Here is a 16,225-nt window from a genome sequence, read left to right as displayed (position 1 = left end):
GGGGTGCTCAGGCGGAGGCGGTGGCGCGCTGGCGCTCGACGGCCTCGTACAGGGCCTTGATGTTGGCGGTGCCGAAGGTGCCCGCGCCCTGCCGCTCGATCAGTTCCAGGAAGTACGTCCGGCGCGGGTGGGTGGAGCGGGCGAAGATCTGGAACAGCTGCCCGCCGTGGTCCTGGTCGACCAGCACGTCGAGTTCGCGCAGCGTCCCGACCGGGATGGCGGTGCCGCCGAGCCGCTCGGCCAGCGCGTCGTAGTAGGTGCCCGGGGTGCTGAGGAACTCGACGCCGCGGCCCCGGATGGTGCGGACGGCGGTGGCGATGTCGCCGGTGCGGAAGGCCAGGTGCTGGACGCCGGCGCCGCCGTGGTCGGTGAGGAAGGTGTCGATCTGGCCGGGGCGCCGGCCGGTGTCGGGCTCGATCAGGGTGAAGGTCACCTCGCCGGAGGCGCTCTGCACCACGCTGGAGTCCATCGCCTGCTCGCCGACCTCGATGTACTCGCCGAAGATCCGGTGCATGCCGAGCGCGGCCTCGCAGAACTTCACCGCGGGGGCCAGCTCGCCGGCCGGGACGCAGATCGCGGCGTGGTCGAGGGCCTCCAGCAGGGTGCCGGCCGCCGGCTCCGCCGTGGTCTGCGGCGGGTGCGGCACGAAGCGCAGTGCGAGGTCGCCGAAGCCGGCCACCAGCCCGCCGGCGCGGTTCAGGACGCGGGCGCCGTGCCGCTCGGCGCGCTCCAGCGAGGCCTGCGGGTCGGTGCAGCCGAGCGCGATCACGGCGACGCCGTCGCCGTGCCGGGCGACGTAGTCGGCCACCGGGTGGGCGGGGTCGGCGGCCGAGAGGAGCCGCAGCCGGATGCTGCCCTGGCGCAGGCGGACGGTGCGCAGGCCCTCCGGCTGCGGCATCCGGCCGTCGGTCGCGGAGGCCTCGGACGTGAACTCTTCGGGCGTGAACTCTGCGGGCGCCGAATCCTCGGGCGTGAACTCCTCCTGGCTGAAGCCGAAGTCGGCGCAGAGGCCGGCCGCGGCCTTGTCGGCGTCCGCGCAGTGGAACTCGACATGGGTGATGGACTGGATGGACAACGGGATCCCCCCGGGGGAGTGGCGAAGGACGAGTGGCTGAGTGCGTGGCCGGGTCACGACACGGCCGAACGCGGCCGGTCCGGGCGCTACTTGGCGGACCGCGTGGAAGCCGGCCCGAAGACCAGGCTCACGTTGTGGCCGCCGAAGGCGAAGGCGTTGCTCAGGGCGGCCCGCAGCGGCGCGGACCGCGCCGCGCCCCGGACGTGGTCGAGCGCGCAGGCCGGGTCCGGGTCGGTCAGGTTCACCGTCGGCGGCAGTGTCCCCCGGGACACCGCGAGTGCGGTGACCGCTGCCTCCAACGCCCCTGCGGCGCCCAGCAGATGGCCGGTGGCTCCCTTGGTGGAGCTGACCGCCGGGCCGTCCTCGCCGAAGACGGCGCGCAGTGCGGCGGTCTCGGCGACGTCCCCCAGTTTGGTGCCGGTGCCGTGCGCGTTGACGTAGCCGATGTCGGACGCAGTGAGACCCGCGCTGGTGAGCGCGGTGCGCATCGCGTCGGCGGCGCCCTCGCCGTCCGGGCGCGGCATGGTCGGGTGGTGGGCGTCGGTGGACGCGCCCCAGCCGGTCAGGTCGGCGTAGCCGGCCGCGCCGCGGGCGTCCGCGTGCTCGGCCCGCTCCAGGACCAGGACGGCGCTTCCCTCGCCCAGCACGAAGCCGTTGCGGCGGGCGTCGAACGGCCGGCTGGCCTGCTCCGGATCGTCCCAGCCGGACGACAGCGCACGGGCGTTGGTGAACGCGGCGGCGATCGTCGGGTGCAGCGAGGACTCGCTGCCGCCGCAGACCACGACGTCGGCGTCGCCGGCCCGGATCAGCCGCAGGCCCTCGGCGACCGCCTGGGCGCCGGCCGCGCAGGCCGTCACGATCGCCGAACTGAAGCCCCGGATCCCGTGCTTGATGGCGACCCGGGCGGTGGCCATGTTGGAGAGCATGCCGGGCAGCAGGTAGGGGCTGACGCCGGGCCGGCCGCGCTCCAGCCGGCGGTGCGACTGCTGCTCGAAGGTCTCCAGCCCGCCGCCGCCGGTGGCGAGGACGACGGCGGTGCGGTGCGGGTCGGCGTCCCGGCCGACCACCAGGCCGGCGTCGGCGAGCGCGTCGTCGGCGGCGGCCAGGGCGAGCAGCACGAACCGGTCCACGCAGCGGGTCTCGGTCGGCGGCAGTACCTCGCGCCCGTCCACGGCGGGCGCGACCCCGGCGGCGGTGAGCCAGCCGTGCGCGGCGTGGCCCTCCGGCAGCGCGCGGATGCCGGAGCGGCCGGCGGTGAGCGCGTCGAAGACCTCGGTGGGCTTGCGGCCGACCGGTGTGACCAGGCCGATGCCGGTGACCACGGCGGCCGGGCGGCCGCCGGCGTGGGGCGTCATCGGCCGGTCACCGAGTCGAGGTAGCGCTGGCGCAGCAGCACCTTGCGGACCTTGCCGGTCGGGCCGAGCGGGATGTCGTCGCCGGTTACCACCAGGACCTGGCGGATGGTGGCCGCGGCTGCCTCGTCCAGCGCGGCGGTGACCGCCTTGGTGCGGTCGGCCGCCGGGTCGGCGCCGGCGGCCAGGATCAGCAGCACGTCGGTGACCGCCCGCTCGCCGTCGCGCACCGCGACGACCGTGCAGTCCGCGACGTCGGGGCAGGCGGCCAGCACCCGCTCCTCCGACATCGCGGTGAACAACCGCTTTCCGTCGCCGAGTTCGACCGAGTCGACCAGCCGGTCCACGTGGTAGTAGTAGCCCTCCTCGTCCCGGTACATCAGGTCGCCGGTGAGGAAACGGCCGCGGATCCTGGTCCGGAAGGTGGTGGCCGAGTCGTTCCAGTAGCCCAGGGCCAGGGTGGGGGAGGCGGTGGCCAGTTCGCCGACCTCGCCGGGGCCGAGCGGCTCGCCGTCCGGGCCGACCACCTCGCAGTCGACGAAGGCGTGCGGGCGGCCCACGCAGCGGCCGTACCGCTCGGTGCCGGGGCCGTGGGTGATGAAGAAGTGCGAGTGGCCCATCTCGGTGGAGCCGAGTCCGTCGACGAACAGCGAGCCGGGGAGGCGGACCCGGCCCTCCCGGGTCACCGACTCGCGGCTGCCGGCCGCGATCAGCCGGCGGATGTGCACCTCGTGCGCGCAGTCACCGGTGTTCCACCAGAGCGCGACGGAATCCAACTCCCGTGCGCCCAGGTCATGGTGGGCGAGGTCGGCCCAGGTGGCGGCGAATCCGACCACGCCGGTGGGCCGCCAGCTCTCGATGGCGTCCAGCACGCCGGCACCCGACTGGCCGGACAGCAGGGCGAGTTGGGTGTGCGAGCTGAGCGCCAGGTTGACCGCGATCAGGGTGGCCGCGTGCGGCGCGGGCAGCGCGCTGAGCATCCGCTCCTGCCCCTGCGGGCGGGGCAGCCGGAGGCGGTGGCGGATCGCCGCGTACAGGCTCGCGTGCGAGTGGACCACGGCCTTGGGCATGCCGGTGGTGCCTGAGGAGTGGGTGATCGCCACCGGGTCGCCGGACCAGTGCCGGTAGGGCGCGGGCGCGGACTCCGGGTCGCCCGAGCCGAGTGCGGAGATCTCCGGGAACGCGGGGGCGCCGGCGTCGTGGCCGGCCAGTGCGGCCAGGTGCGCGGCGTCGGCGAGGATGCCGACCGGGCCGAGCTTGGCGATGTAGCGGGCGGCCCGCTCGCCGTCGAGGTTCGGGTTGAGCAGCGCGGGGATGGCCCCGAGCCGGGCCAGCGCGAGGAAGGCGAGCACATGGTCCGCGGCGTCGGTCGTGTACACCACCACCGGGTCGCGGCGGCCGACGCCGAGCCCGTGCAGTGCCGCGGCGCGGGCCCGGACGGCGCGATCCAGCTCGCGCAGGGTGAACGGCTGCCAGGCGGGGTGGTCGTCCACCGGGGTGTCGAAGGTCAGCAGCGGCTCGTCCAGGCCGAGGCCGAGGGCCAGCCGGCTGGTCAGGGCGTTGCCGGCGCCGACGTCCGGGTCGTCCGCCAGAAGGGTGCGGATACTGCGGATGCTCACGGTGGTGGATCCCTCCCATGGTGCAGGGCGTACTACGGCGGGACGCGGCGTGCGGGGCCGCTCGCGCGGATGCGGGGTGACGGTGTGCTCGGTGACGGTGTGTGCTCGGGTGAGGGTGGTGCGGGCGCGGTGGTACGGGTGCGGTACCGGTCAGGCGGTGGTGACGAGGACGGCGACGGCCCGGTCGGCGTTCGTTCCGCCGTCTTCGGCGGTGTCGGGCTTCCCGTCGTCCGCCGCGGCGCCGGCCGCGTCGGCCTGTTCGGCGGCGACGATCAGGACGTGGTCGGCGTCGCCGTCGGCGAGGAGCAGCGCGGCGAGGTCGAGCGCGTCCTGCGGCACCTCGCCCGCCCGCGCCTCGACCGGGCTGATCGCGACCACGGGCCCGGTCAGGCCCCAGCGGGCGGCGATGTGCCCGAGGACGGCGTTCGGGTTGGACTGGAAGAACAGCAGGGGCGGCACCCGCCGCCCGGAGGCCGCGGCCTCGTCGATGGCCCGCGCAGTGGCACGGTCGCCACCGGCGCTGGCCAGCAGCAGGGCGGTCCGGCCGGGGGCCGGGGCGGCGCCGTGGTGGGCGCGCAGACAGCGTTCGGCGGTCTCGGCCACCAGCGGGTTGAAGGAGGACGCGGAGAAGCCGGGGATCGGGGGGAGTGGGCCGGGCCGGTCCGGGTCGGCCCGGCCGGGGTCGGGCCAGCGGGCCTCGGCGAGGATGCGCAGGCCGGTCATCGGGCGGCCACCAGGAGTGCGGTGTTGGCGCCGCCGAACGCCGAGTTGAGGCTGAGCGCGTAGCGCGGCCGGGCGGTGCGCGGACCGTCGAGGACGAGGTCCAGGCCGGCGTCCGGGTCCGGGCCGAGCCAGCCGGCGTTCACCGGCAGCCGGCCGTCGCGCAACGCCGCTATGGTGACCGCGAGTTCGAGCAGTGCGGAGGCCTCCAGGGCGTGGCCGTGGACGGACTTGCTGGAGCTCACCGGCAGCCGCTCGGCGTGCGCTCCGAACACCCGGCGCAGCGCGCTCGCCTCGGCCCGGTCGGCCAGCGGCGAGCCGGTCCCGTTGGCGTTGACGTAGCCGATCTCCGCCGGGCCGAGGCCGGCCCGGGCGAGCGCCGCCTCGACGGCCCGGGCCGCGCCCTCGCCGTCCGGCTCGGGGCGGCAGACGTGGTGGGCGTCGCCGGTCCGGCCCCAGCCGGCCAGCCGGGCGAGGACGGGTGCGCCGCGCCGCCCGGCCGCGGGTCCGGCCTCGACGACCACGGCGGCCGCCGCGTCGCCGAGCAGGGTGCCGGTGCGGCTGGCGCTGAACGGGCGCAGCTCGCCGTCGCGGGCCAGCGCCCGGCCGGCGTCGAAGGCCGCGAAGACGCCCGGTTCGACGAGGTGCCCGGCCGCGACCAGCACCCGCGGGTGCCGGCCGGCGGCGACCAGCGCGGCGGCGTCGGCCACCGCGGTGCCGGCCGCGACGCAGGCGCCGGTGTAGACACGGGTGACGCCGGGGACCCCCCAGGCGGCGGCCGCGCCGGCGGCGACGGCCGTGGTGACCGCCCGGGTGCGTAGGTCGCTGTGCAGCGCGAGCAGCACGGGCATGCCCGCGTTGCCTGAGGCGGACAGCCGGGCCTGGTGGCAGGCCTGGTCCACGGCGGCGAGCACGGCGTCGGCGAGCTCCACCGGCCCGGGCAGCAGCGCGGCCCGGGTGGTCCGGCGCGCGGAGACGTCGAACCTGGTCACCGTGGTGAAGGCGGTCTTGCCGTGGGCGGTGGCCTCGGCGAGCTCGCCGAGGCCGGTGCCGGCCGCGCTGAGCACGCCGACGCCGGTGACCACGGGCCGGACGGCGGGCGGGACCACCGGCCGGACGGCGGGCGGGGCGTGGCCGGTCATGACGGTGCGGCCCCGGGTGTGGCCGGCCCCGGCGCGGCCGGCGCGGCCCCGGCGCCGGCCAGGACGGTCGCGCGGAGTACCGCGGTGGCGTCGTCCACGGTCCGGATCGCCTCGAACCGCTCGTCGTCGAGGTCGGTCTCGATGCCGTAGCGCTGCTCGAACTCGGCGATCAGCCAGGTGAGTTCGAGTGATCCGAGTTCCTCGGGGACGGAGTCGGCGGCGCGCTGCCCGAACGCCGCCAGGATCTCCAGCACCTCGGCCCGGTCGGGGAGGGCGGGGCTGGTCACGCCGGGCTGCCCGAGGTGGCCGCGACGGCGGCGATGCGGGCGGCGACGTCGGCGGTGAACTGGTCCAGCGTCATCAGCGCGGTGCTCTCCATCTCGTCCAGGTCGAACTTGACGCCGAACTCGTCCTCGACCTGCACGGAGAGGTCGGCGAGGGCGAGCGACTCCAGGTCGAGCCCGGCCGGGCCGAGGTCGGTGTCGCCGGTGACCTCGGAGACGTCGTACTGCATCTCGGCCAGTGCGGCGAGGACGAATTCGCGGATGCGGTCCTGCATGGTGTGCTCCTTGGTGCCTGCACGCGGGCGGCGCGTGCGGGCTGTCGGGGAATTCCGTTCGGATACGGCGGGAGAGCCGGCCAGCCCGCGGGGAAGGTGCGGTGGGTGCGGCGGGGCAATCGCCCCAAGCCCGGCCGGGAAGGCCATTCGGGTATTGCGGTGAACTCGGCCGGGTGCGGCGGGGAAACGCGGTTCAACCTGCGGCCGCGCGCAGGGCGGCCGGGTCGCGCACCAGCTTTCCGGTGGCGGTGCGCGGCAGTCGTGGCAGGAAAGCCAGCCGGCGGGGCCGCTTGTAGGCGGCGAGCTGCCGGGCCAGCCGCTCCTGGACGAGCGCGTGGTCCGTGCCGTCCTCGGCGGCCAGGTACGCCTCGATGGCGCCTTCGTCGAAGACGACCACGGCCTCGCGGACCTCCGGCAGGGCGGCCAGGACCTGCTCGACCTCGGTGAGGTCCACCTTCAGCCCGCCGATCGAGACCTGCGAGTCCCGCCGGCCGAGCACGGCGACCAGCCCGGTGGCCGGATCCAGGACGGCGGCGTCCCGGGTGTGCAGCCAGCCGTCCGACCAACGGGTCGGGTCGTCCAGCCCGGGGTACGGCGAGGCGGCCGTCCCGATCTGCAACTCACCGGCCACCAGGCGAAGTTCCATCCCGTCCACCGGCTGCTTGGCCGGGTGAAGCCGGCCGGTCAGGTCGGTCGCGATGACACCGAGTTCGGTCATCCCGTACATGGTGCCGAGCGGGACGCCGTACACGGCGGTGAAGGCGGCCGCCAGGCCCGGGCGGACCAGTTCCCCGGCCACCACCATCCGTCGCAGCCGGGGCAGCGGCGGGGGTGCGGCCGCGCCGGCCAGCAGCTCGGCGTGGAAGGGGACACCGATCACGGTGGTCGGCCGCTCCGGTTCGGCGGCGACGGCGGCGAGGATGCCCGCAGCCGTCATCCGGGCCGGTACGGTCAGCGGCGCGCGGGCGTGCAGGCTGTTCAGCAGTCCGCCGACCAGCCCGAGCACGTGCACCACCGAGGAGAGCAGCACCACCCGCTCGCCCTCGCCCGGGAAGTCCACCAGCTTTCGGTAGCAGGTGAGTTCACGGACCAGGTCGCCGGCGGTCCGGGCGATGACCTTGGCCGGCCCGGTGGAGCCGGAGCTGAGCTGGACCAGCGCATGGCCGGTCGCGGCCGGGCGCCCGCCCGGCAGCCGGACGGCCACCGGGTCGACCTCGGAGAAGCCGCGCAGCGCCGCCGAGGTCCGGTGTTCGGACCCTACCAGCACCTGGGGGGCCAGCCGTTCGACCGCGAGGGCGACCTCGTGGTCGGTCAGCCGGTGGTCCAACAGCGCCACCTGGGCGCGCAGTTGCCAGCAGGCGAGCAGCACGGCGACAAAGCCAAGCGAGGGCGGCAGCCGCAGTGCGGCCGTTCCGCCCGCCGCCAGGCCGGCCGTGGCCAGCCGCTCGGCCTGCTCGCCGACCAGGGCGCGCAGTGCGTCACGGTCGACGGGTGTGCCGAAATGAAGGCACTCCTCGCCCCCGGGACCGGCCAGCAGCAACCGGTCCACCCACTCGTGGGGGGCGTCGGCGTGCGGCGGTGAAGAGGGCGGAAGTGAGAAGAGGGAAATGCCGGTCAACGCCACTCCACGCAGTGAGGAGATTTGACATGGACGCCGTTCTCAACCAATACGGTCAATTCCGTTGCCAGACCTTTGCACAGACGATTGGTCAAATCAAGGTCTATACCAATCTGGTGTAGACCTCCTACGCTGCCGAACCGGGACTGGTCCGAGCGCGGCCGTCCGGGAACGAGGATGCCCGTGGGACAACTCACGCTGGCCGGGATCGAGCGCGCTGCACGCGCCCAACTTCCCCCAGAAATATGGGACTTCATCGAGGGTGGCAGTGAAGCGGAACGCACCCTCGCGGGGAACCGGGAAATGTTCGCCCGCTATGCGCTGCGGCCGCGCACGCTCGTCGACGTCTCCGGCTGCTCGACCGCCGTCCGGTTGCTCGGATCCGAGCTCCGACTCCCGGTCGGGATTGCCCCGATGGCCTACCACCGGCTGGTCGATCCGGACGGCGAGACCGCGACCGCCCGGGCAGCCGGACGGGCAGGCGCCCTGCTCGTCGCCGGCATCTTCGCCAGCGCCACCCTCGAATCCATCGCCGCCGCGGCCACCGGGCCGCTCTGGCTCCAGCTCTACTGGCTGCGCCGCCGCGACGCGCTCGCCGCGCTGATCGAACGGGCCGAGGCGGCCGGCTTCACCGCCCTGATGCTGACCGTGGACGCCCCCCGGATCGGCCGGCGCCTGCGCGACCTGCGCAACGGCTTCGCCGTCCCGCCGCAGATCCGCGCCGTCAACCTCGACCCGGCCCTGATGGCCGCCAGCCACCGGGCCGGCGCCGGCTCCTCCGGCATCGCCGACCACGCGCTGGAACAGTTCGACCCCACCCTGACCTGGTCCGACCTGGCCTGGCTGCGCGAACGCACCCGGCTCCCGATCGTCCTCAAGGGCATCCTGACCGCCGAGGACGCCCGGCTCGCCGCCGAGCACGGGGTGGACGCCATCGTGGTCTCCAACCACGGCGGCCGCCAGCTCGACGGCGCACTGCCCGCCCTCGCCGCCCTCCCCGAGGTCGCCGCCGCTCTCCCGCCGGACGTCCCGGCCCTGCTCGACGGCGGCGTCCGCACCGGCGCGGACATCGCGGTCGCGCTCGCCCTCGGCGCCCGCGCCGTACTGGTCGGCCGCCCCGTGCTCTGGGGGCTCGCCGCCGGGGGAGAGGCCGGCGCGGCGCGTGTCCTCGGCCTGCTCCGCGACGAACTGGAGCACACACTGGCCCTGTTGGGCCGCCCCACGCCCGCCGACCTGGACCTCTCGGCCCTCGCGCCCTGGCCCGTCTGACCACGGCCCGGCCGCCCGAAGACCTGCCCGCACGCCCGGCGCACTCCGCACCTCCGCGCAACTGCGGGACCGGCCGGGCAACCACCGCCCGCGACAGCCCCGACAGAAGGACCGACGACACATGAAGAACCAGGACGCCTTCCCCGGCTGGGACTGGGACGACCCCGAGGGCCTCGCCGCCCGCCTCGACGAGGTCAGCGACCGGGTCGCCACCTGCAAGACCCTCGAACCGGCCGACCGGCTCCCGCGCGACCACCAGGAGTTCCGCGAACTCGGTCTCACCGGCATCGAGTTCGCCGCCTTCCGGACGGCCCACCCGGCCGGCCTCGGCACCGACCTCACCGCCCTGACCAGCCCCGACGCCGCCACCGAACCCGGCACCCTCTACCGCGTCGACGGCGACCGCTGGTTCACCCAGCTCGACATCGCCCGGCCGCTGCCCTTCGCCGACGCCAGCGTCGACTGGGTCTACGCCGAGCACCTGATCGAGCACGTCACCCTGCCGGTCGCCGTCGGCTGGCTGCGCGAGGCCAGGCGCGTGCTGCGCCCCGGCGGCGTCCTGCGCCTCACCACCCCCGACCTCGCCCGCTACCTGGTCGGCTACGCCACCGACGACGGCTTCCTCGCCAAGCACCGCCGCCGCCTCACGACCATGGGCTTCGGCCCGCCGATGCCGAACCGCCCGGCCTTCCTGGTCAACCAGATCTTCCGGCACTACGGCCACCAGTGGATCTACGATGAGGACGAGCTGCGCCACGTCCTCGCCCGGGCCGGCTTCGAACCCGGGCAGATCCGCCGCTGCGCCTACCGGCAGGGCAGCCGCGCCGACGTCGCCGACCTCGACACCGCGTTCCGCACCGACGAGACGATCTACGTCGAGGCCGACCGCTGACCTCAACCCGCCCACCTCGACCGGCCGACCTCAACCGGTCCACCCCGACCGGACGACCTCAACCCGTCCACCCTGGCAGGCTGAGCCCAACCGGTGGACCTCCAGCTCCCGACCGCAGACCGCCGACCCCGCAGACCGCCGACCCCGAGCCGCCGGCCCGAGCCGGTGACCCGGGCGCACACACCCCAGTTCGACGGGACGACCCATGCCACTGCACCCCCAGGCCCAAGCGCTGCGCGAGCGCCGCGCACAGGCCGGCGCACCGCCGCTCTACACCCTCACCCCGGCCCAGGCCCGGGCCGCCGACCTCGCCGACATCCGGGCCACGGCCGGCACCCCGGAGCCCGTCGCCGCCGTCGAGGAGCACCGCATCCCCGGCCCGGGCGGCGAACTCTCCCTCCGCCTCTACCGCCCCGGGCAGGCCGCGGGCCCGGCACTCCCCGCCCTGCTCTACCTCTTCGGCGGCGGCTGGACCCTCGGCTCGCCCGACACCAGCGACGCCATCTGCCGCCGCCTCACCAACGCCGTCGGCTGCGTCACCGCCTCCGTGGGCTACCGCCTCGCCCCCGAGCACCCCTTCCCCGCCGCCGTCCACGACTGCCGGGCCGCCGCGCACTGGCTGGCCGGGCACGCCGCCGGCCTCGGTATCGACCCGGCGCGCCTGGCCGTCGGCGGCGACAGCGCCGGCGGCAACCTCGCCGCCGCACTGACCCTGCTGGCCCGCGACGAGGGCGGCCCGGCCCTGCGCCACCAGCTGCTCGTCTACCCCAACACCGACCACCGGGCGGACACCGCCTCGCTGCGCGACCACGACGACCCGGCGCTCTTCAACCGCCGCTCGGTGGCCTGGTACTGGGGCCACTACCTGGCCGACCCCGCCGACGGGGACCACCCACACGCCTCCCCGCTGCGCGCCCCGAGCCTCGCCGGCCTGCCGCCCGCCACCGTGATCACCGCCGAGTACGACCCGCTGCGGGACGAGGGCGAGCGCTACGCCGACGCGCTGCGGGCGGCCGGCGTCCCCGTCGAATCCAGGCGGTACGCGGGCATGCCGCACGGCTTCTTCGCCATGACGGGCGTCCTGGACGCCGCCGGCGACGCCCAGCGGTACGCCGCCGACCGGCTGCGCGAGGCCCTCCGGTGAGCGCGCCCAAGCCGCCGGAGCCGGTCCCGCCGCTGGAACTGTCCGAGCTGCACGCCTCCCTCGCCGACCCGCTGCTCGACGCGATGACCTTCCTCAACGAGGTCAGCACCCGCTACCCCGGGGCCGTCTCCTTCGCCCCCGGCCGGCCCTACGAGGGCTTCTTCGAGCCCGAGGACGTCCACACCTACCTGGACACCTATCTGGACCACCTGGCGGCCCGGGGCGCCGGCCGGGCCGCCGTCCGCACCACGCTGTTCCAGTACGGGCCGACCAAGGGCATCATCGCCGACCTGGTCGCCCGCACCCTGGCCAACGACGAGGCCCTCGCCGTCCCGCCCGGAGCCCTGGTGCTGACCGTCGGCGCCCAGGAGGGCATGCTCCTGACGCTGCGCGCCCTCTGCGCCGGCCCGGACGACGTCGTGCTGGTCAGCTCGCCCTGCTACGTCGGCGTGACCGGCGCCGCCCGGCTGCTCGACCTGACCACCGTCCCGGTGCCCGAGGGCCCCGACGGCGGGCCCGACCCGCGGGCCGTCCGCGCCGCCGCCCGCGCCGTGCGGGCCGGGGGGCGCCGCCCGCGCGCGCTCTACGTCGTCCCCGACTTCGCCAACCCCTCCGGCACCAGCATGCCCGTGGCCGCCCGGGGCCGGCTGCTGGACGTCGCGGCTGAGGAGGGCCTGCTCGTCATCGAGGACAATCCGTACGGCTTCTTCGCCCGCGACCCCGGCGAGCGGCCCACCCTGAAGGCCCTGGACCGCCGCCGCCAGGTCGTCTACCTCGGCTCGTTCGCCAAGACCTGCTTCCCGGGCGCCCGCCTCGGCTATGTGGTGGCCGACCAGGAGGTGGCCGGGCCCGGCGGGCGGCGCTCGCTGCTGGCGGACGAGCTGGCCAAGCTGAAGAGCATGACGACGGTCAACACGCCCGCGCTCAGCCAGGCCGTGATCGGCGGCATGCTGCTGCGCCACGACTGCCGGCTGCGCGCCGCCAACGCCGGGGCGACGGCCCACTACGCGGCCAACATGACCGCGCTGCTGCGGGAGTTGGAGCTGAACTTCCCTGCCTCGGAGCGCCGTCGGCTGGGCCTGTCCTGGAACCGGCCGCTGGGCGGCTTCTTCGCCGTGCTGACGGTGCCCTTCACGGCCGACGAGGCGGCCATGGAGCGGTGCGCCCGGGACCACGGGGTGCTCTGGACCCCGATGGCGCCGTTCTATCCGGCCGGCGGCGGCGAGCGGCGACTCCGGCTCTCCATCAGCTCGCTGACGGAGGGTCAGATCATCGACGGGGTCGCCGCGCTGGCCCGCTTCGTCCGCGAGCGGGCCGCACCGGGGCCGATCGCCGAGGTGTGTTGACCACGAGCGTCGTCGACGGTCGCGGGCAACACACCTGGGTGCACCGAGGCGGGGCCGGGGCTGCGGCCCCGGCTCTGCCCCCTCGTCCGTCCGGCGTCAGCGCACCCGCGTGGAGAACAGCCGCGCCGACCAGTACACCGCCGCCACCGTCATCACCGCGACGACCAGCAGCCCCTGCCAGACCACGCTGTCCCCGACGTGCCCGGAGAAAAGGGCCCGCATGCCCTCCACGGCCCAGTAGAAGGGGTTCCACTTGGCCATCGACTGCAGCCACACCGGCGCCAGCGCCAGCGGCAGCAGGACCCCGGAGAGCAGCGCGATCGGCTGCGCGATGGTGTTCACCACCGGCGCCATCGCCTCGTCGGCCGGGAGCAGCAGGGCGATGCCGTAGGAGATCGCCGAGGTCATCAGGGCCAGCAGGCCCAGCAGCAGGTAGGCCAGCAGCAGGTCCACCGGGCCGACCCGCAGGCCGAACGGCAGCGCCACCAGCGTGATGATCACGGCCTGCACCAGCAGCGCCACCGTCTCGCGCAGCGCCCGGCCGAGCAGCAGCGCCAGCCGGCTGACCGGGGTCACCCGGGCCCGCTCGATGATGCCGGACTTGAGCTCGCCGAGCAGGCTGAAGCCGGTGTAGAGGCCGCCGAAGATGCAGAGCACCGCCAACAGGCCCGGGACGTAGATCTGGTAGGCCGCGGCGTAGGTGGTCGCGCCCATCGGTTCCAGCACCTTCTTGAGCAGCGGCGCGAACAGCAGCAGGTAGAAGACCGGTTGGATCACCCCGACGGCGATCCAGATCGGTGTCCGCCACAGCAGCAGCAGCTGCCGCTGGAAGACCAGCCAGGTGTCACGGGCGAGCTTCAAGAGAGCCCCTTGGGGAATCGGAGGTCAGGCCTGCTCGATCGAGCGGCCCGTGCGGGCCAGGAACACGTCGTCCAGGCTGGGCCGTTGCAGCTGCACCGTGCCGGGCACCACGCCCGCGCCGTCGAGCGCGCGCAGCAGCTGCGGGATCGCGGCGGCGCCGTCGTCCAGGTAGAGCCGAAGGCCGTCCTCGCCCTGCACCTCCAGGCGGTGCACGTAGGCCTGTTCGCGCAGGGCCTTGGTGGCCCGTTCGGTCTCCCCGGCGGGCAGGCCGACGAGGACGACGTCGCCCGAGATCTCCCGCTTGAGGGTCTCGGGCGTGCCCTCGGCGACGATCTCGCCGTGGTCGACGATCGCCACCCGGTCGCAGAGCGCGTCGGCCTCCTCCAGGTAGTGGGTGGTCACCACGACGGTCATGCCCTCGTCGCGCAGCCGGCGGATCTCCGCCCAGACCTGGCTCCGGCTGGCCGGGTCGAGGCCCACGGTGGGCTCGTCCAGGAAGAGCACCCGGGGGGCGTGGATGACGCCGAGCGCGATGTCCACCCGGCGGCGCTGGCCGCCGGAGTACGTGCGGCACGGCCGGTCGGCGAACTCGGTGAGCTCGAAGGCCTTCAACGCCTCCTCGGCGTGCCCCAGGGCGGCGGCCTTGCCGGTGCCGTGCATCCGCGCCTGGAGCACCAGCTCCTCGCGGGCGCTGACGGCGTCGGTGGTGCCGCCGCCCTGGGCGACGTAGCCGATGCGGCGGCGGACGCCGGCCGGGTCGGCGAGCAGGTCGGCGCCGGCGATCCGGGCTTCGCCGCCGTCCGGGCGGATGAGCGTGGCGAGCATGCGCAGGGTGGTCGTCTTGCCGGCGCCGTTGGGGCCGAGGAAGCCGAAGATCTCACCTGCGGCCACGTCCAGGTCGATGCCGCGGACGGCGTCGACGGCGGCCTGGCCGCGTTGTTTGGACGGATAGGACTTGCGAAGTCCCTTGGTCTCGATCAACCAGAACTCCCGTGCGGGGATGGGTTGCCGGGGCACCTGGGATGCGGTGCTGCGGAAGGGTTGCCGCCGAATGCGGTCCTGCGCGCCACCCTAGGGTCTGTGGCACCCCGGAAACAATGGCCTAGACCAATGGATTCTGTCGGTCCGTTCGGCTCGCCGGCAGCGCCTCCAGCCGATCGGCCGCCGTCACGGCCCCGCCGCCGGCCAGCAGTTCCGCCCCGACCCGAGCGGCGGCCGCGCGGTGGCCGTCCGAGTCCAGGACGGTGCGCAGCCGCGCCGCCAACTGCTCCGGCGTCACCCGGGCGAAGGGCACCCGCAGCCCGGCGCCGGCCGCCACGACCTGCGCCGCGACGAACGGCTGGTCGTGCCGGATCGGCGCGGTGACCAGCGGCAGCCCGTGCGCCAGCGCCTCACCGACGGTGTTCATCCCGCCGTGGCAGAGCACCGCGTCCAGTACGCCGCGGGCCATCAGTTCCAGCACCGGTGCGCGGTCCACCGCGACGGCGTGACCGGGCAGTTCGGGCAGCAGCGCGGGCGGCGCGGCGATCACCGGCTGCACGTCGTCGCCGCACAGTGCCAGCGCCCGGACGGCCCGGGCGTGGAAGTCGGCCCCGAGCTCGCCGGCCAGCGTTCCCATGGTGACCAGCACCCTGCGCCGTCCGGGCTCCAGTCGCTCCCACGGGAACGCCGGGTCGGCGGGCCGCTCGGCCAGCACCGGCCCGACCAGCGCCACATGGTCCGGGAACGCCGCGCCGGCCAGCGCCGGGCCGGTGGGCGCCAGCACCAGGGCGGGGGAGGACCGCGGATCGGTGTACTCGTCCTCGGGCAGCCCGGCCCGCTGCCAGAGGCCCCGCAACAGCCCGGTCATCCAGGCCTCCACCTGCGGCAATGCCCGCAGCGGCCGCCCCAGCTCCATCGCGCCCGGCGCCAGGCTCGCCCACGGCAGCCCGTACCGGTGCGCGACCAGCGCGCCTGCCGGCGTGTGCTGGTCGACCAGCAGCGCGTCCGGGCGGAACTCCCGTACCACCGCGTCCAGCGGCTTCGCCGTGAACCGCGCGTACGGGACGATGAACCCCTCCCAGAGCGAGCGCAGGGCGGCCAGCCCGTGCCCGCCCTGCGCCCGGAACGCACGGGTGCCGGTGCCCAGCACCCGTGCGTCGGGCCCGAGCAGCGGCCGCAGCACCGACTCGGTGCCCGTCCAGGCAACCTCGTGCCCGCGCGAGGTCAGCTCGCGGGCGATCCCGACGATCGGATTGACGTGCCCGGTCAACGGGGGTACGACCAGCAGGAATCGGCTCATCGGGCTGCCCCTTCAGGCAGAAGCCGCTGCACGTCGGCGACGGTCAGTGCCTCCAGGGCGCCGAGGTCCAGCCCGGCGCGCAGCGCGGCCAGGTCGGCCGCCGCGCCGAAGCGCTCGGTCAGCAGGGCGTCCAACACGGCGAGTTCGCACTCGTCCAGCAGCAGGTCGGCGTCCAACCGCGCCTGCGGGGTGATCAGCGCGGCCCACTCCGGCGGCGCGTCGGCCGCCTTGACCAGCAGCTCGACCAGCTCCGGGCGGACCGGGACAGGGGAAAGGAACGGTTCACGATCGGTCATGGGGGTGGCTCCACCAGCTCGACGGCAGGGGGCGGATGATTCCGGGGGCGT

General features: G+C 75.1%; 16 protein-coding genes. 4 read left to right on the top strand and 12 right to left on the bottom strand.

All coding sequences use genetic code 11. From position 1 onward, the window contains the following. Positions 1 to 7: 7 nt before the first annotated feature. From ACZ6NC_RS05530 to ACZ6NC_RS05495, 8 genes are all read right to left on the bottom strand, one after another. A complete protein-coding gene (locus tag ACZ6NC_RS05530; RefSeq protein WP_465729273.1) occupies positions 8 to 1,075 on the bottom strand; it encodes a VOC family protein in 1,068 nt (355 codons plus the stop codon). Between the two features lie 86 nt (positions 1,076 to 1,161). After that, the gene (locus ACZ6NC_RS05525) at positions 1,162 to 2,430 is read right to left on the bottom strand and encodes a beta-ketoacyl-[acyl-carrier-protein] synthase family protein (protein WP_465729271.1); all 1,269 of its coding nucleotides are present in this window, start codon (positions 2,428 to 2,430) and stop codon (positions 1,162 to 1,164) included. Further along, a complete protein-coding gene (locus ACZ6NC_RS05520) occupies positions 2,427 to 4,046 on the bottom strand; it encodes a class I adenylate-forming enzyme family protein (RefSeq protein ID WP_465729269.1) in 1,620 nt (539 codons plus the stop codon). The genes ACZ6NC_RS05525 and ACZ6NC_RS05520 overlap by 4 nt, the downstream gene beginning before the upstream one ends. Before the next feature lie 150 nt (positions 4,047 to 4,196). Next, positions 4,197 to 4,769 carry a beta-ketoacyl synthase chain length factor gene (locus ACZ6NC_RS05515; protein WP_465729267.1) on the bottom strand — a complete coding sequence of 191 codons (573 nt, stop codon included), beginning with the start codon at positions 4,767 to 4,769 and terminating at the stop codon, positions 4,197 to 4,199. After that, on the bottom strand, positions 4,766 to 5,908 hold the full coding sequence (locus tag ACZ6NC_RS05510; protein ID WP_465729265.1) for a beta-ketoacyl synthase N-terminal-like domain-containing protein: 1,143 nt from the start codon (positions 5,906 to 5,908) through the stop codon (positions 4,766 to 4,768). Before ACZ6NC_RS05510 ends, ACZ6NC_RS05515 begins: the two co-directional genes overlap by 4 nt. Further along, positions 5,905 to 6,195 carry an acyl carrier protein gene (locus tag ACZ6NC_RS05505; protein WP_465729262.1) on the bottom strand — a complete coding sequence of 97 codons (291 nt, stop codon included), beginning with the start codon at positions 6,193 to 6,195 and terminating at the stop codon, positions 5,905 to 5,907. The genes ACZ6NC_RS05510 and ACZ6NC_RS05505 overlap by 4 nt, the downstream gene beginning before the upstream one ends. Next, on the bottom strand, positions 6,192 to 6,467 hold the full coding sequence (locus tag ACZ6NC_RS05500; protein ID WP_465729260.1) for an acyl carrier protein: 276 nt from the start codon (positions 6,465 to 6,467) through the stop codon (positions 6,192 to 6,194). The genes ACZ6NC_RS05505 and ACZ6NC_RS05500 overlap by 4 nt, the downstream gene beginning before the upstream one ends. A gap of 193 nt (positions 6,468 to 6,660) precedes the next feature. Further along, positions 6,661 to 8,085 carry a class I adenylate-forming enzyme family protein gene (locus ACZ6NC_RS05495; protein WP_465729258.1) on the bottom strand — a complete coding sequence of 475 codons (1,425 nt, stop codon included), beginning with the start codon at positions 8,083 to 8,085 and terminating at the stop codon, positions 6,661 to 6,663. Positions 8,086 to 8,262: 177 nt separating this feature from the next. On the opposite strand from ACZ6NC_RS05495, the gene ACZ6NC_RS05490 reads away from it, so the two are divergent. The 4 genes from ACZ6NC_RS05490 (at position 8,263) to ACZ6NC_RS05475 (ending at position 12,736) form a co-directional block, all read left to right on the top strand. Continuing rightward, a complete protein-coding gene (locus ACZ6NC_RS05490; protein WP_465729256.1) occupies positions 8,263 to 9,354 on the top strand; it encodes an alpha-hydroxy acid oxidase in 1,092 nt (363 codons plus the stop codon). Between the two features lie 121 nt (positions 9,355 to 9,475). Then, on the top strand, positions 9,476 to 10,246 hold the full coding sequence (locus ACZ6NC_RS05485) for a class I SAM-dependent methyltransferase (RefSeq protein ID WP_465729254.1): 771 nt from the start codon (positions 9,476 to 9,478) through the stop codon (positions 10,244 to 10,246). Between the two features lie 205 nt (positions 10,247 to 10,451). After that, positions 10,452 to 11,390: an alpha/beta hydrolase gene (locus ACZ6NC_RS05480; RefSeq protein WP_465729252.1), complete on the top strand. Its 939-nt coding sequence runs from the start codon at positions 10,452 to 10,454 to the stop codon at positions 11,388 to 11,390. Beyond that, positions 11,387 to 12,736 (top strand): aminotransferase-like domain-containing protein, encoded by a 1,350-nt coding sequence (locus ACZ6NC_RS05475; RefSeq protein ID WP_465729250.1) that lies wholly within the window; start codon positions 11,387 to 11,389, stop codon positions 12,734 to 12,736. Before ACZ6NC_RS05480 ends, ACZ6NC_RS05475 begins: the two co-directional genes overlap by 4 nt. Before the next feature lie 96 nt (positions 12,737 to 12,832). Here ACZ6NC_RS05475 and ACZ6NC_RS05470 read toward each other — a convergent pair whose 3' ends face one another. The 4 genes from ACZ6NC_RS05470 to ACZ6NC_RS05455 form a co-directional block, all read right to left on the bottom strand. After that, positions 12,833 to 13,597, bottom strand: coding sequence for an ABC transporter permease (locus ACZ6NC_RS05470; RefSeq protein ID WP_465729248.1), 765 nt, complete (start codon positions 13,595 to 13,597; stop codon positions 12,833 to 12,835). A gap of 24 nt (positions 13,598 to 13,621) precedes the next feature. After that, the gene (locus ACZ6NC_RS05465) at positions 13,622 to 14,578 is read right to left on the bottom strand and encodes an ATP-binding cassette domain-containing protein (RefSeq protein WP_465729246.1); all 957 of its coding nucleotides are present in this window, start codon (positions 14,576 to 14,578) and stop codon (positions 13,622 to 13,624) included. 121 nt (positions 14,579 to 14,699) lie between these two features. Next, positions 14,700 to 15,878, bottom strand: a complete 1,179-nt coding sequence (locus ACZ6NC_RS05460) for a glycosyltransferase (RefSeq protein ID WP_465729244.1) — start codon at positions 15,876 to 15,878, stop codon at positions 14,700 to 14,702. Next, the gene (locus ACZ6NC_RS05455; RefSeq protein WP_465729242.1) at positions 15,875 to 16,174 is read right to left on the bottom strand and encodes a hypothetical protein; all 300 of its coding nucleotides are present in this window, start codon (positions 16,172 to 16,174) and stop codon (positions 15,875 to 15,877) included. The genes ACZ6NC_RS05460 and ACZ6NC_RS05455 overlap by 4 nt, the downstream gene beginning before the upstream one ends. Positions 16,175 to 16,225: the final 51 nt, after the last annotated feature.

This window comes from Kitasatospora sp. NPDC041988 (genome assembly GCF_055588525.1).
The sequence above is the reverse complement of the archived record's forward strand: the minus strand, read 5'-3'. Positions and strand labels throughout refer to the sequence as shown.

What these genes read in the sequence shown, in the direction of transcription:
- ACZ6NC_RS05525 (WP_465729271.1), bottom strand. Translation starts at nt 2,430, where the DNA reads ATGACGCCCCACGCCGGCGGCCGCCCGGCCGCCGTGGTCACCGGCATC.
- ACZ6NC_RS05515 (WP_465729267.1), bottom strand. Translation starts at nt 4,769, where the DNA reads ATGACCGGCCTGCGCATCCTCGCCGAGGCCCGCTGGCCCGACCCCGGC.
- ACZ6NC_RS05510 (WP_465729265.1), bottom strand. Translation starts at nt 5,908, where the DNA reads ATGACCGGCCACGCCCCGCCCGCCGTCCGGCCGGTGGTCCCGCCCGCC.
- ACZ6NC_RS05500 (WP_465729260.1), bottom strand. Translation starts at nt 6,467, where the DNA reads ATGCAGGACCGCATCCGCGAATTCGTCCTCGCCGCACTGGCCGAGATG.
- ACZ6NC_RS05490 (WP_465729256.1), top strand. Translation starts at nt 8,263, where the DNA reads ATGCCCGTGGGACAACTCACGCTGGCCGGGATCGAGCGCGCTGCACGC.
- ACZ6NC_RS05485 (WP_465729254.1), top strand. Translation starts at nt 9,476, where the DNA reads ATGAAGAACCAGGACGCCTTCCCCGGCTGGGACTGGGACGACCCCGAG.
- ACZ6NC_RS05480 (WP_465729252.1), top strand. Translation starts at nt 10,452, where the DNA reads ATGCCACTGCACCCCCAGGCCCAAGCGCTGCGCGAGCGCCGCGCACAG.
- ACZ6NC_RS05460 (WP_465729244.1), bottom strand. Translation starts at nt 15,878, where the DNA reads ATGAGCCGATTCCTGCTGGTCGTACCCCCGTTGACCGGGCACGTCAAT.
- ACZ6NC_RS05455 (WP_465729242.1), bottom strand. Translation starts at nt 16,174, where the DNA reads ATGACCGATCGTGAACCGTTCCTTTCCCCTGTCCCGGTCCGCCCGGAG.